The 13,217-nt window shown below is 60.6% G+C and carries 14 protein-coding genes and 1 pseudogene; 4 read left to right on the top strand and 11 right to left on the bottom strand.

Features of this window, described 5'->3' with window-relative positions; translation table 11 throughout:
* The 4 genes and pseudogenes from CKW07_RS23510 to CKW07_RS23495 form a co-directional block, all read left to right on the top strand.
* A partial coding sequence (locus CKW07_RS23510; protein WP_141234428.1) for a transposase occupies window positions 1–121 on the top strand: 121 nt, incomplete at its 5' end.
* A gap of 113 nt (window positions 122–234) precedes the next feature.
* Window positions 235–607: pseudogene (locus CKW07_RS23505) on the top strand (type II toxin-antitoxin system RelE/ParE family toxin).
* Window positions 585–905 (top strand): DNA-binding transcriptional regulator, encoded by a 321-nt coding sequence (locus CKW07_RS23500; protein ID WP_095147271.1) that lies wholly within the window; start codon window positions 585–587, stop codon window positions 903–905. Before CKW07_RS23505 ends, CKW07_RS23500 begins: the two are co-directional and overlap by 23 nt.
* Window positions 906–1,023: 118 nt before the next feature.
* The gene (locus tag CKW07_RS23495; protein WP_003228885.1) at window positions 1,024–1,182 is read left to right on the top strand and encodes a YqaE/Pmp3 family membrane protein; all 159 of its coding nucleotides are present in this window, start codon (window positions 1,024–1,026) and stop codon (window positions 1,180–1,182) included.
* 43 nt (window positions 1,183–1,225) lie between these two features.
* Here the strand turns inward: CKW07_RS23495 and CKW07_RS23490 are convergent, their stop codons facing one another.
* From CKW07_RS23490 to CKW07_RS23440, 11 genes are all read right to left on the bottom strand, one after another.
* Window positions 1,226–3,058 (bottom strand): S9 family peptidase, encoded by a 1,833-nt coding sequence (locus tag CKW07_RS23490; protein ID WP_095147270.1) that lies wholly within the window; start codon window positions 3,056–3,058, stop codon window positions 1,226–1,228.
* On the bottom strand, window positions 3,024–4,154 hold the full coding sequence (gene pqqE / locus CKW07_RS23485; RefSeq protein WP_176465368.1) for a pyrroloquinoline quinone biosynthesis protein PqqE: 1,131 nt from the start codon (window positions 4,152–4,154) through the stop codon (window positions 3,024–3,026). The genes CKW07_RS23490 and pqqE overlap by 35 nt, the downstream gene beginning before the upstream one ends.
* Window positions 4,155–4,164: 10 nt before the next feature.
* Window positions 4,165–4,440, bottom strand: coding sequence for a pyrroloquinoline quinone biosynthesis peptide chaperone PqqD (pqqD, locus tag CKW07_RS23480; protein ID WP_095082877.1), 276 nt, complete (start codon window positions 4,438–4,440; stop codon window positions 4,165–4,167).
* Complete coding sequence (gene pqqC, locus CKW07_RS23475; protein ID WP_095147268.1) at window positions 4,437–5,189, bottom strand: pyrroloquinoline-quinone synthase PqqC; 753 nt, start codon at window positions 5,187–5,189, stop codon at window positions 4,437–4,439. Before pqqC ends, pqqD begins: the two co-directional genes overlap by 4 nt.
* Window positions 5,190–5,277: 88 nt before the next feature.
* Complete coding sequence (pqqB, locus tag CKW07_RS23470; protein ID WP_095147267.1) at window positions 5,278–6,189, bottom strand: pyrroloquinoline quinone biosynthesis protein PqqB; 912 nt, start codon at window positions 6,187–6,189, stop codon at window positions 5,278–5,280.
* Window positions 6,190–6,274: 85 nt separating this feature from the next.
* Complete coding sequence (pqqA, locus tag CKW07_RS23465) at window positions 6,275–6,349, bottom strand: pyrroloquinoline quinone precursor peptide PqqA (RefSeq protein WP_095147273.1); 75 nt, start codon at window positions 6,347–6,349, stop codon at window positions 6,275–6,277.
* 127 nt (window positions 6,350–6,476) lie between these two features.
* Window positions 6,477–8,921 carry a pyrroloquinoline quinone biosynthesis protein PqqF gene (pqqF, locus tag CKW07_RS23460; RefSeq protein ID WP_095147266.1) on the bottom strand — a complete coding sequence of 815 codons (2,445 nt, stop codon included), beginning with the start codon at window positions 8,919–8,921 and terminating at the stop codon, window positions 6,477–6,479.
* 47 nt (window positions 8,922–8,968) lie between these two features.
* The gene (locus tag CKW07_RS23455; protein ID WP_095147265.1) at window positions 8,969–9,763 is read right to left on the bottom strand and encodes a carbon-nitrogen hydrolase family protein; all 795 of its coding nucleotides are present in this window, start codon (window positions 9,761–9,763) and stop codon (window positions 8,969–8,971) included.
* Between the two features lie 12 nt (window positions 9,764–9,775).
* Complete coding sequence (locus tag CKW07_RS23450) at window positions 9,776–11,458, bottom strand: NAD(P)/FAD-dependent oxidoreductase (protein WP_095147264.1); 1,683 nt, start codon at window positions 11,456–11,458, stop codon at window positions 9,776–9,778.
* A gap of 140 nt (window positions 11,459–11,598) precedes the next feature.
* Window positions 11,599–12,060, bottom strand: a complete 462-nt coding sequence (locus tag CKW07_RS23445; protein WP_095147263.1) for an Lrp/AsnC family transcriptional regulator — start codon at window positions 12,058–12,060, stop codon at window positions 11,599–11,601.
* A gap of 104 nt (window positions 12,061–12,164) precedes the next feature.
* The gene (locus tag CKW07_RS23440; protein ID WP_371850673.1) at window positions 12,165–13,076 is read right to left on the bottom strand and encodes a lipopolysaccharide biosynthesis protein; all 912 of its coding nucleotides are present in this window, start codon (window positions 13,074–13,076) and stop codon (window positions 12,165–12,167) included.
* Window positions 13,077–13,217 lie beyond the last annotated feature (141 nt).

Genomic DNA, 13,217 nt, shown 5'->3' with positions numbered 1-13,217 from the left:
TACGGGTCAGTTGGAAGGTATCAACAATCGAATAAAGGTCATCAAGCGGGTGGCGTACGGTTACCGGGATAGCGAATTCTTTTTCATGAAGATCAAGAGCGTCTTTCCCGGTAATCCGTGAAGAACCTTTTAAATGGGTGCGGCAGGGACTGCCGGTTCCGTAGAGCGACAATTTTGCGCGATCGGAATGGAGTTTCATACCACTGGGTGGTATGTTTATGGGAAGGGATGTCCATGACAATCAGATTGTTCAAGACCAAGCGTTTTGCAGCCCAGGCCGCAAAGGCCTGGATTGGTGATGACGAGTTGAGGTCGGCATTCGACGAGGTGTTAAAAGGTCAAGACTGACAGTCTGGGAGGTGGCGTATGGAAAAAGCGCTTGAGCGAAAACCGCCACCGTTCGATCGTCCTGGCCAAGGGTGGCCGTTACTGGATTTACCAGTTCCTGTTTGCCAAGAAGGACCAGAGCAATATTAGCCAGACGGAACTGGCTGCTTTTCGAGAACTGGCCAAGGCCTACGAAAAGCTCAATGACACACAGGTCCGGCAATTGCTGGAGATGAAGGCGTTTGTGGAGATACATCATGAGCAAGAAATTCAAGAGTGAAGCCCTTGAGTCGGTTCACGAGTCGGCGGCCGCGCTGTTGTCGATCGGTGCCATCAGCAAGACCACCATGCGCCAGTTTGATCAGTCGTGCCTGGCGCAGGTACCCGCGGCTATTCCAGCCCAAGACATCAAGCAACTGCGTGAGCGCAGCAATGTCAGTCAACCGGTGTTCGCCCGCTATCTGAACACCAGCGCCTCCACGGTCAAACAGTGGGAGGCGGGCGACAAGCACCCCAGCGGCATGGCCCTCAAACTGTTGAGCATCGTGCAAAAGTACGGGTTGGAAATACTGGCCTGAGACATCCCGCTGCGCTTCAATGGTGGCATCTTGCCGGGGCTGCGTGGAACCCTGTCACGCGCTACGGGTCAATCAGGTGTATGGCTCATTGAAGCCAACTTTTCTCAGGAGCTGCCCCATGGATTTTATCCGCATCATCATCGCCATTCTGTTGCCACCACTGGGTGTGTTCCTGCAGGTGGGTTTCGGCGGCGCTTTCTGGCTGAACATCCTGTTGACCTTGTGCGGCTACATACCGGGTATCGTGCATGCGGTGTATATCATCGCCAAGCGTTGAGCCGTTGGCCCGCAGATTCGGCAGCGATTGCCAGTGTCTGCGATCAGTCCGGTTGTTGGTTCATCACTGCTTGATAAAACTGCCACTCTTGCTCCAATGCATGGGCCTGATTGGTGGCCTTGCGAAAGCCGTGTCGTTCGTCGGGGTAATAGTGGGCCTGGGCAGCGATGCCGTTGTCGTGTAGCGCCTTGATCATGTCGCGGGTCTGTTGCGGTACCACAACTGCATCGAGTTCACCCTGGAAGAAGATGACGGGCACGCGGATGTTACCGGCGTGCAGCAGCGGTGTACGGGCCGCGTAGCGTTCGGCGTCCTTGAGCGGGTCGCCGATCAACCAATCCAGATAATCGCCTTCGAACTTGTGGGTCGCACGGCCCAGGGCCACCGGGTCGCTGACCCCGTATAGGCTGGCCCCCGCACTGAATACGTCATGGAACGCCAAGGCGCAGAGGGTGGTATACCCGCCTGCGCTGCCACCCCGGATGAACGCATGATTGCGATCGATCAAGCCTTGTTCCGCAAGGTAGTCGACCACGGCACAGGCGTCCTCCACGTCCACGTCACCCCAGCGCAAGTGCAAGGCCTGTCGATAGGCCCGGCCGTAGCCACTGCTGCCTCGATAGTTGAGATCGGCGACGGCGAAACCCCGCTGTGTCCAGTACTGAATGCGCGGGTCGAGCATCGGATAGCAGGCCGAGGTAGGTCCGCCATGGATGAACACCACCAGCGGCGGTTTGGCGACATCGCTCAAGGCTGGATAAAAGAACCCGTGGGCCTCGCCTGTGCCGCTGGGGTAGCGCAGAGTCTGTGGCTGGCTGATGTGTGCAGCGGGCAGTAACGCAACGCCACCGGCCAGCACCTTGAGCTGATGACTGTCGCGGTCGATGGCAAGCACCGCTGAAGGGGCGGTGGTGGAGGCCGCAATGCAGTAGACAAACCGGTCATCCAGCGCCAGGTTGCGAAAGCGGCTGTAGTCGCCGGTGAGGTCTTGAACGCACTCTCCGGTGCGCATACCCAGACGTCCAAAGCCGTCCACGGTCCAGCTCGCCAGGTAATGCTCCCGATCCAGTGGCAACCAGGTACAGCCCCCTAGCTGCCAAGGCGCGGGGCCGTGATCGGCGGCGGCACTGGGCAGAGGTTGCAAGCCTAATTGGCTTTCGACCCACGGTTGCCAGAAGCCGCCGCGATCGGTCAGGCAGTACAAGCGACCGGCCTGATCGAAGCGCGGCTGTTGCAGGGACTCCTCATCCCTGTCGCCACCGACACAACGAGGCTTGGCAAAACCGCCACTGTTGTCGCACTCGGCAACCATCAGGCGTGTGGCGGTCCAGGGTTGATGGGGGCGGCTCCATTCGACCCACGCCAGGCGCCGGGCATCGGGGCTCAGGGTCGGTGCGCTGTAGAAGTCGGCGCCTTCGGCCAGCACTTGGCGTCGACCGTCCGCCAGCTGGATGGCGACCAGGCGATGCTGGTTGGCCTGCTCTTCGACGGCCAGTACTTGCCCGTTGGCGAATTGCAGGTCGCCATATCGGCACTGACCCGATGTCAGGGCTTGCGGCGTTTCACCGGTCAGCGCTTGCCGATAAAGCTGTTGGTCCGCTTCGTTGACGAAGACCACACCCTCATCGCTCAGGCAGAACGAACCACCGCCGTACTCGTAGACCCGGCTGCGTACACTGAACCCGGCCGGGGTCAGGCAGTGCGCCGCGTTGTCATGCCAATGCCAGATCCGGCAGGCGGCGTCGTCGGGGCGGTACTCATTCCAGAACAAACCATGGGCACCGATGCGCAAATCTGCGAAGTCGATGCCGGCGGCCACGGCTTTGAGGGCGCTCAAAGCGTCAGCCCTTGACGATGAGGCGTGAGTTTCGTTCATTGCGAAAGGCCAGCTGTTCGATGGTCTGGGTGGCGTGTTCGGCTTCTTCGCGGGCCTTGAGGATCACGCCGTGATGGGCTGACTTGCTGCACACCGGATCCGCGTTGCTGGCGTCACCGGTCAGCATGAAGGCCTGGCAGCGACAGCCGCCGAAGTCCTTTTCTTTCTCGTCGCAGGAACGGCACGGCTCGGGCATCCAGTCGTAACCGCGAAAGCGGTTGAAGCCGAACGAGTCGTACCAGATGTGCTGCATGCTGTGGTCGCGCACGTTGGGGAACTGCACCGGCAGTTGTCGGGCACCGTGACACGGCAATGCGGTGCCATCTGGGGTGACGGTCAGGAAGACGCTGCCCCAGCCGTTCATGCAGGCTTTGGGGCGCTCTTCGTAATAGTCGGGCGTGACGAAGATCAGTTTGCACGGGTGCCCTTGGGCTTGGAGCCTGGCACGATACTCGTTGGTAATGCGTTCGGCGCGTACCAACTGTTCCTGGGTCGGCAGCAGACCGACGCGGTTGAGCTGGGCCCAGCCATAGAACTGGCAGGTGGCGAGTTCGACGAAGTCGGCCTCCAGGGCAATGCACAGCTCGATGATGCGGTCGATCCTGTCGATGTTGTGCCGATGGGTGACGAAGTTCAGCACCATCGGATAGCCGTGGGCTTTCACGGCGCGGGCCATTTCGAGTTTCTGCGCGAAGGCTTTTTTTGAGCCAGCCAGCAGGTTGTTCACCTGCTCGTCGCTGGCCTGGAAGCTGATCTGGATGTGATCGAGCCCAGCCTTCTTGAAATCGCTGATCTTCTGCTCGGTGAGGCCGATCCCCGAGGTGATCAGGTTGGTGTAGAACCCCAGTTTTCGGGCTTCACCGATCAGTTCGGCGAGGTCCTGGCGCACCAGTGGCTCGCCACCGGAAAACCCCAGCTGCGCCGCGCCCATTTCCCGGGCTTCGCGAAACACCTTGAGCCACTGCTCGGTGCTGAGCTCCTTGCCTTGTTCGGCGAAATCCAGCGGATTGGAGCAGTACGGGCATTGCAGCGGGCAGCGGTAGGTCAGTTCGGCCAGCAGCCACAGCGGCAGGCCAGTCTCAGGCTTCGCCGGCATGGCCAAGTGATCAGCCGAGTTCGATCCAGTGCTGTGCACGGGCGACCTCCATGAATTGCTCGATGTCGTCACCGAGCTCGGGCACGCCGGGGAACCGGGTGTCCAGTTCGGCAATGATCGCCGCGACATCCCGCTGCCCATCGATCAGGCCACCAATCAGCGCGGCGCTTTCATTGAGTTTGATCATGCCTTCGGGGTACAGCAGTACGTGGCCTTTCTGGGCCGGCTCGTACTGGAAACGATAGCCGGGACGCCAGCGTGGGGTCTTGCTGCGGTCGAAACTCATAAGGCGATCCCTTTGTGCCAGACCCGCTGCCCGGTCACGCTGTGATAAGGCGGGCGGTTCAGTTCATAGGCCATGCTCATGGCATCGAGCATGCTCCAAAGTATGTCCAGTTTGAACTGGAGAATTTCCAGCATGCGCTGCTGGCTGTCATAGGTGGTGTAGTGCTGCAGGGTGATCGCAAGGCCGTGTTCGACATCGCGCCGCGCCTGGCCCAGGCGTGTACGGAAATACGCGTAGCCGGCCGGATCGATCCAGGGGTAGTGCTGCGGCCAGCTGTCCAGGCGTGATTGATGGATCTGAGGGGCGAACAGTTCGGTCAAGGAGCTGCCCGCGGCTTCCTGCCAACAGGCGCGGCGCGCGAAGTTGACGTAGGCATCCACGGCAAAACGCACCCCAGGCAACACCAGTTCCTGGGAGCGCAGTTGATCGGGGTCAAGGCCGACGGCCTGGCCAAGGCGCAGCCAGGCTTCGATGCCGCCGTCTTCACCGGGAGCGCCGTCATGGTCAAGCAGGCGCTGAATCCACTCGCGACGGTTCTCGCGGTCCGGGCAGTTGGCCAGAATCGCGGCGTCTTTCAGGGGGATGTTCACCTGGTAGTAAAACCGGTTGGCGACCCAGCCCTGAATCTGCTCGCGGCTCGCCCGGCCTTCGTACATCGCCACGTGATAGGGGTGGTGGATGTGGTAGTAGGCGCCCTTGGCCCGCAGGGCGGCTTCGAATTCGGCGGGGGACAGCGGTGTATGGGTCATTGCGGTTCTCCGGGGATCAACCGTAGAGGTGTGGTGTTTTTGCCGGGCTTGGCCGCGCCAGACCACGCAGCGGTCTGGCGCTGTGCTGTCAGAGCTCGATGCTCATCCCGTCATACGCCACTTCAACATTGCGCCGAGCCAGTTCGGCGCGCTGGGCCGAGTCCTCATCGAGGATCGGGTTGGTGTTGTTGATGTGGATAAGTACCTTGCGCTGGCTGGGCAACTGCTCGAGCACCTCGAGCATGCCCGCCGGGCCGTTTTGCGCCAGATGGCCCATTTCCCGGCCGGTGCGGGTGCCAACGCCACGGCGCTGCATTTCGTCGTCGTCCCACAGGGTGCCGTCCACCAGCAGGCAGTCGCTGCCAGCCATGATCTCCAGCAGCGGCCCATCGACCTTGCCCAGCCCCGGCGCATAGAACAGCTTGCCGCCTGTACGCAGGTCTTCGACGACCAAGCCGATGTTGTCGCCTGGGTGTGGGTCGAAGCGGTGCGGCGAGTAGGGCGGTGCCGCGCTGCGCAATGGCAGCGGGTTGAACCGCAGGTTCGGGCAGGCCGGGATGGTGAAGCTCTGGTCGAGTTCGATGCGGTTCCAGTTCAGCCCCCCGTTCCAGTGGCTGAGCATGGTGAACAGCGGAAAGCCGGTACTCAGGTCTTCGTGGACCATGTCGGTGCACCACACGGAGTGCGGGCAACCTTCGCGCAGGCTGAGCAAACCGGTGGTGTGGTCGATCTGGCTGTCCATCAGGATGATTGCACTGATCCCGCTGTCGCGCAGTGCCCGGCCGGGCTGCATGGGGGCAAAACCCTGGAGCTGTGCGCGGATGTCGGGAGAGGCATTGCACAGCACCCAGTTCACACCGTCATCGGAAATGGCGATGGATGACTGGGTCCGCGCCGTGGCCCGCAAGCTACCGTCGCGAAAACCCGCGCAGTTCACGCAGTTGCAGTTCCACTGCGGAAAACCACCGCCAGCGGCGGACCCTAGAATCTGGACAAACATGACCGCTCCACCCCATCAACGCTGAAAATAAAAACGCCCCGGACGGGCCGAGGCGTTGAACCGCATCTTCTCCCTAAAGGCAGAATCAACGGCTGGCGAAGTACATGGTGACTTCAAAGCCGATCCGCAGATCGATGTAGGCAGGTTTGGACCAGGTCATAAAAACGCTCCTTCAAATTGGGCTCTATACATATAGTCCACCTCCGGCAGGAGGTGTTTGGATGCTTGTCGGGCCTATGTTACTGAAACGTTTCTGCAAATTGGAGATATCTGTCGAAGAAAGCCCGTTACAGCTGCGGTAATGATCCCGTTGCCAGATACCTACGGCCACCTTCTGCGCGCATCAACCGGCCTGCCGCGTCGAGCAGCGTTGTGCGGTCCAGTCGCAATATGGCCTGTTGCAACCGCTGAAGATAATCCGACGAATGGCCGCCCAGTTTGCCTTGCCACTGCAGCTCAAAGGCCTGGGCCAGTGGCAGCGTACGGTCGTCGAGTTGCTCAGCCAGGGCCTGTTGCTGATGGGCCAAAGCTTGATCATCGATCGCCTCTATGAGATCGGGCAATTGCTTGAGGAACAACTCCACCTGTTCAGCCAACACTGTCACCGACGCTTGCGGCGACTGTATCCCGAACTGCAACCCGGTTTGCCCGTTGATCTGTCGGATACCGCTGAATACCGCGTAGCCCAATTGCAACTCGACCCTCAGGCGTTGATAGAAGGGTGTTTGGCACAGGTGAGCCAGCATGCGCCATGCGGCTTCGTCGGCCTGTGCCTGGGTGGGAGCAGGGCAAAACAGCAGCAGCGCGTGTTCGTTGGCGGTGCCCGGTAGCTCGCTCCAAAGCCGTTGCCCGGCAATCGACTGCGGCGCTGTCGGCTCGCTGTCGGGAATCCCCGGGGCTCGGCTCAATGCGCGGGTGATTGCGGTTTGAGCCGTTGGCGAAAAGCCAGTCGCCAGTCCGTCCCAGCGCGCGCTGGCCCAGGTTCGGTGCAGGTCGTCCACCGTGCCGGGCGGCGATGCCGGTTGTGAGCCTTGGCCCAGGCAGTGGGCGGGCAGTGCCTTGAGCATTTGCCGAATCGCGATCATGGGGGCAGCGTCATCAACGCTGTGCCAGGCGTGGGCAGTGGGGTTGGCCAGGCATTGCAGCGCCTGTTCGAGAATTGCGGGCATCGGCTCGTGCCAGCCGTTCAACTTCAGCCGCCATTGATTGCCCATTTCACTGAAGGACAGTTCGACACCGGCTTGCAGCGCGTCGTCGCGCAGGCTTTGCAGGCTGAAGTCGAGTACGGGCTGGAAGTTGGCTGGTGGCGTTGAGTCGAGGCGCCAGCGCAGGCATATCGCCGCTTCGCCGCCGGTATCCGTCGGCGCAGGGCTGAACTGCATGGACGAACGGTCACGGCGGCCGCGTGTGCGGTCCTGGGCGAACGTGCGCAAGCCCCGGTGAGCGCTGGTCTGCCCCCGGATCAATCCGGCGGGCGCCGGCTCGTCGACGCTGCGCAGCCATGGATTGGCGGGTGGCAATTGCCAGGCGATCGTCGGGTGTGGCGCAGGCGTTGGATTCATCTGACGCAAGATCGCCTTCAAGGCCGCAACGCCTGGGTCCGACAACTGTGGCTCCAGTTGCTCACTGTCCCGTCGGGCCAGCGCCAGGGCCTGGCTGGATTCAGTTTTTCGCCGTTGCACAAGGGCATATTCTTCGCGCAGTCCAGGCCAGTCGGCCTGTTGGCTGAAGTCATGCAGCCAGTCATTGAACAACTCGCTTACTGCTGCAGGTTGCGTGTCGGGGCTGCTCAGTTTGAACTCGATGTGCAGCAGTGCTTGCCCGGCAAAGTGGTACACCGGCACGGCCTTCAGGTGGTCGATCAATTGGCGATGGCGTAACTCGGCAAGCAAGCCGCCGGGCTTGGCAGCATTGAGCCAGGTGCAGAGGAAATCCAGTGCCTCACGGGATGCGGTGGGCAAGGCTTCGAACGCAAATACCAGGTTGAGTCGACGTTCGTCGATCTGTTGATAGCGGCCCGTTGGGCTGGTCATCAAGGCGGTCGGCAGGCTTTGCGGTTGTGCCTCGCCGACGTTGAGGTCGACGCTCAAGCGCTGGGCCATGCTGCGCAATTCATCCACAGGCTGTGGGCCGACAAGGCTCAAGGTCATTTGACCGGTCTGGTAGAAGCGCTGATAGAAGGCACGCAGTGCCTGTTGGAACGCCGGTTGCTCCACCGCCAGGCTGTTGCGGTTGCCAGCATGGAAGTCGCGCAAGGGATGAGCTGCCGAAAGCTCGTTGAGCAGCGCCTGTTGTTGCTGCGCCGCTGCGTCCTGGGACCAGGCGATGAACTCGGCTTCCAGCACTTCCCGTTCCCGCAATTGATCGTCGGGACTCAGGCGTGGATGGGCGAGCATGTCGCACAAGCGCTCCAGCCCTGCGGCGCAGGCATGCACAGGCAGTTCGAAGAAGAAGTCGGTGGTGCGCTCACGGGTTTGTGCATTCAGTTGGCCGCCATGCCGTTGTACGTAGGCCATCAGCCCTTCGTCCGCGGGGAAGCGTTCAGTGCCCAAAAACAGCAAATGCTCAAGAAAGTGCGCCAAGCCAGACCAGGCCCGTGGGGCATCGTGGCTACCGGCGGCGACCCGCAAGACAGCCGCGCAGCGTTTCAAGCCGGGCGCATGACGAAGTGAAACCCGCAGGCCGTTGGCCAGGGTTTCGGTGTGAGGGTGAAGAGGGGTCGGCGCAGGCATGAGCACTTCCGCTACAAAGAAGCGCTCATGCTAGCGAAAACCTTGGGTCAGCGCTTGTTCAGCTCGCCGTAGAGCTCTGGCCGGCGGTCGAGAAAGTAGCGATTGGCGGCGCGTGAATCGACCATCAACTGCCGGTCCAGGGTGCCAACGATCAGCGCTTCATCCAGCCCGGCCTGAGCGATACGGCTGCCATCCGGCGCGGCAATGCTGCTCTGGCCGCAGTAGTGGATCTGGTCTTCGTTGCCGCAGTAGTTGGCGTAGGCCACGTAACACTGGTTCTCGAAGGCCCGTGAACGTACGGTGACGTCGGCGATGAAGTCGTAGGGAATCATGTTCGCCGTCGGCACCAGTATCAACTCGGCACCGGCCAGTGCCAGGCGTCGGGCGTTTTCCGGGAACTCCAGGTCGTAACAGATCAAGAAGCCCAGCCTCCAGCCATTGAGCTCGACCAACGGAAACTCATTCGGTCCGATGCTGAACATCGAGTGGTCGAGTTCGCCGAACAGGTGGGTCTTGCGGTAGTTGGCCAGTCGCCGGCCCTGGCTGTCGATCAACTGCACCGCGTTGTAGATCTGCCCGTCCTCGGCGCGCTCCGGGTAGCCATAGGCAATGGCAATGCCATTGGCCCTGGCAACGTTGGCGATGTGTTGCGCCGATGCACCGTCTTGCGCCTCGGCCAATGCGCCGACCGCTTCCGCGCCGATGTTGTAGCCGGTCAGGAACATCTCCGGGAACACCAACAGATCGGAATCCCCAGCCTCTGTTGCAAGTCGCTGCAAACGTTTCAGATTGGCGGCAACGTCCAGTGGCAGCGGTGGGCATTGGTAAAGGGCTACGCGCATCTCGGACTCCTCTTACTCGGGCAGGGCAATCGGCCCGATCTCATGGAACACGTCGCCCGGCCCCGGGTTTTCGGCGTGAGTCGTACCGCCAAAGTGATTCATGATGCCCCAAACCGCGTTGAGCGAGGTTTGTACCGCGCCTTCGACCCAGGCCGGCGTCCAGGACACATCATCCCCAGCGATAAATATCCCGCGCTGTTCCGCGGGCATGTCCTGCTGCATGAAGTGCGCATACATGCGCTGGTTGTAACGGTAGTGGCCAGGCAGGGCGCCTTTGAATGCCCCGAGGAAGTGCGGGTCGGCTTCCCAGGACACGGTAATCGGGTCGCCGATGATGCGGGCCGCGATGTCGACTTTCGGGTAGATCTTCTTCAGGGCATCGAGTGCCAGCTTCACGCGTTTATCGATCGGTTGCGGGAGCATTTTCAGTGCATCGCTCATCCACGAGTACGACAGGCAAATCACCCCGGGTTTGTCGTCGCCGTTGTCGAAGAGGTAGGTGCCACGGGTCAGACGGTCGGTGAGGGTCATGCTCATCAGGTCGCGGCCGGTTTCCGGGTCTTTGTCCTTCCAGAACGGGCGGTCGACCATGACGAAGGTTTTCGAGGATTGCATGTAGCGGGTGCGGTCCAGGGCCATCCACATCTTTTGCGAGAACAGCGACTCTTCGCATTCGATCTGGGTGGTCAGCAGCCAGCTTTGGCAGGTAGTCAGCACCGCCGCGTATTCACGCGTGTCGCCCCAGTTGTCGGTGACGCTGAAGCGGCCATCGGCAGCGCGTGCGATCCGTTTGACTCCGGTGCGTGGCGCACCCTTGTGCAAGGAGCTCAGGCTTGTGCCTTGCGGCCAGTGAGCGCAACGCTCAGGGACATGGCGCCAGATGCCCAGTGGCACTTGTTCCACACCGCCCACCACCAGGTGCTGGTGATCGTCGCAGTTGGTCATCACCACGCGGAAGATTTCCAGCATCGAGTTCGGGAAGTCCGAATCCCAGCCGCCGGTGCCGAAGCCGACCTGACCGAAGACTTCGCGGTGATGGAACGACAGCTTGGCGAAGGCTTTGGAGGTGGCAACGAAGTCGTAGAACGTGCGGTCGTCCCACAACGGTACGAGGGTGTTCCACAGTTCTTTGAGACGCGGGACGTCGCGGTCGCGGATCGCCTGCTGGATCTCGCCAAAGCGCGAACCGTCTTCCAGCGCATCGGCCCAGGCGTCGGCGACTTCCTGGAACAGGGCAGGAAGATCGGCGAGCTTCTGTGCGTAGTGGGTCTGGCCTTCCAGGTCGATGACTGTACTGCCGGAGGCCGGGGTCAGGGGGTTGGGGAAGGGTTTGGTCTCAAGACCGAGTTTGTCGACGTAGTGATAGAACGCAGTGGAGGACACCGGGAAACGCATGCCACCCAGCTCGGCGATGATCCCTTCGGCACCTTCGAAGGCCTGGGAGCGCAAGCGGCCGCCCATTTTCGAGGCTTCATAGACGACTGGTTTCAAGCCCAGCTTCATCAATTCATAAGCGGCCACCAGGCCTGCGATACCGGCACCGACAATGGCCACTTCCGTGCCGTGGTTGTGCGCTGGAATGCTACCCAGGCCGGCCGGGTGCTCGATCCAGTCGTCAAAGGCGAAAGGGAAGTCGGGACCGAAGATGGTGACTGGTTTTTTACCGTCTGCAGGATGGCGATTGTTCTTGTTCATGGCGGACCTTGCTGGCGACGTGCACACAGGTGCTGAGTATAGAAAAGACTGTCGCCATTCTAGGGAGCGTAGCGCACGTTAATAAGACGCAAAGTGTCGTCGTTTTGCATGTCTTTGAGTCAATTTGACGAGGCTAGTGGTCAGACTGGCTGTCCACGATCAATCTTGCTGCTGAGGATGATCGACGTGGTGGTCTTTTCCACACCATCGACGCTGCCAATCTGGTCAAGCAGTTGGTCGAGCTGTTCCGGTGAGTCAGTGCGCAGCCAGGCCACGTAATCGAACTCGCCACTCACCGCACAGAGTTGCTGGACCTGCGCCATGCTACTGAGCCGGCGCAGTACTTCTTTGCCGGAGCGCGGTTGCACGGTGATCCCGACATAAGCCTGCAAGCCACCGTCGACCACACGCTGGCCCAGGCGTACGCCATAACCTGTGATCACCTTGGCCTTCTCCAGGCGTGCCAGCCTTGACGTCACGGTGGTGCGGGCGATACCCAATTGCCGGGCGAGCATGGCCACGCTTTCACGGGCATTGATCTGCAGGGCTGCAATCAGTTGGCGGTCGATTTCATCGAGAGCGAGAGGGCGGGTGTCAGGCAAGGTTGTCTCCGGCGGCACACTTCAGTGGGCCGCATGTTACAGGCTGATGGGGGGGATGCGAGTGGCCGCAGGCAGGGAGCGCAACGTGCGTCATGCCACACGCGTCACCCGAGAAGCGACCTCAATGCCTGAAGATCGATCCTGGGAATGATGCTCTCAGGAACCCTGGAGGTACTGGACAGGTTGTAAACGGTGAAGCTTTCACCCATGACTTTTCTCGACATCAGCTTCAACGACGGAAGAATTCGGGTGTGGTAGTGCTCATCCAGCCCGCAAGGTGACAACACGGAACCGTTGTTCTCATAGAAACGCCCCATGGACGGGTTCAGATCGAACCCGACAAGAATCACCTTGCTGAAACCCAGGTGGTGGGCAAGTTGCAGGGCCAGGTAAGCCACTGTGCGGGCGTCGAAGAAGCCATCGCTCAGGTTCTTGCTGAAGCCGACGCTTCTGGAGCGATGGCCCAGAAACGAATGTTTGTGTACCAGGTTCTTGTTGGTTCTGAAGAAGTAGTCGAGCCAGGTTTTTTTCGGGGCCCGTTTTAACGCGAAAAGCTTTCCTGCGGGTCGAGTCCCCGTTCGCCGTACATGTTCTGTCCATAAGGCGACACGCTGGCTGATGTTCATCGCCAGGGAAAAGAGTTCGGGTTGCTGCTTGGGGAAACCCATGTCCGTACAAATGTAGAAGTACGGCTTGATGTTTGTCCCGTTGAACAGCGAAATGGCGCCATTCATGGTGATCATCGGAACGTGGGCGAACTCGTCGACCGGAAAATCTTTGGTCGAACTCCCCGAGGCGATAATGAACACGGTACCGGTCTCGGTGTTGCGGCACTCGTCGAAATCACTCGTATGACTCAACCTGACGTCAACCAATGGGCGTTCCTGAGTTGCTTCCATGTCGGGTGTCCGATTGTTATGCCATTGACGGTGCTTATATTTTTTATAGGCCCTGAAGCGTGACGCGACGGCTGCCCAGCGAAGCGTCGCATCTTGCGCACAGCGCTTCAGGCGCAAGGGGTCGAATCTAGCAAATCGCCATGAATGCAACCAACCTAAATGTTACCGAACGGTAATGCGGTCGCAAATCGAGGGAAAAGATTGAGGCGCGGGCAGGGTGCGGAAACGATAAAGCCGCGCAATGTGCGGCTTCTGGAT

This window comes from Pseudomonas sp. Irchel s3b6, from assembly GCF_900187415.1.
Taxonomy (GTDB): Bacteria; Pseudomonadota; Gammaproteobacteria; order Pseudomonadales; family Pseudomonadaceae; genus Aquipseudomonas.
Note: the sequence above shows the minus strand (reverse complement) of the source record. Positions and strands in the feature narration are given on the sequence as shown.

Excerpts from the sequence above, each read along its gene's own strand:
- pqqF (WP_095147266.1), bottom strand. The coding sequence starts at position 8,921 with ATGCCTGCGCCGACCCCTCTTCACCCTCACACCGAAACCCTGGCCAAC.
- CKW07_RS23500 (WP_095147271.1), top strand. The coding sequence starts at position 585 with ATGAGCAAGAAATTCAAGAGTGAAGCCCTTGAGTCGGTTCACGAGTCG.
- pqqB (WP_095147267.1), bottom strand. The coding sequence starts at position 6,189 with ATGTTTGTCCAGATTCTAGGGTCCGCCGCTGGCGGTGGTTTTCCGCAG.
- pqqE (WP_176465368.1), bottom strand. The coding sequence starts at position 4,154 with ATGCCGGCGAAGCCTGAGACTGGCCTGCCGCTGTGGCTGCTGGCCGAA.
- pqqC (WP_095147268.1), bottom strand. The coding sequence starts at position 5,189 with ATGACCCATACACCGCTGTCCCCCGCCGAATTCGAAGCCGCCCTGCGG.
- CKW07_RS23495 (WP_003228885.1), top strand. The coding sequence starts at position 1,024 with ATGGATTTTATCCGCATCATCATCGCCATTCTGTTGCCACCACTGGGT.
- pqqD (WP_095082877.1), bottom strand. The coding sequence starts at position 4,440 with ATGAGTTTCGACCGCAGCAAGACCCCACGCTGGCGTCCCGGCTATCGT.
- CKW07_RS23455 (WP_095147265.1), bottom strand. The coding sequence starts at position 9,763 with ATGCGCGTAGCCCTTTACCAATGCCCACCGCTGCCACTGGACGTTGCC.
- CKW07_RS23450 (WP_095147264.1), bottom strand. The coding sequence starts at position 11,458 with ATGAACAAGAACAATCGCCATCCTGCAGACGGTAAAAAACCAGTCACC.
- CKW07_RS23490 (WP_095147270.1), bottom strand. The coding sequence starts at position 3,058 with ATGAACGAAACTCACGCCTCATCGTCAAGGGCTGACGCTTTGAGCGCC.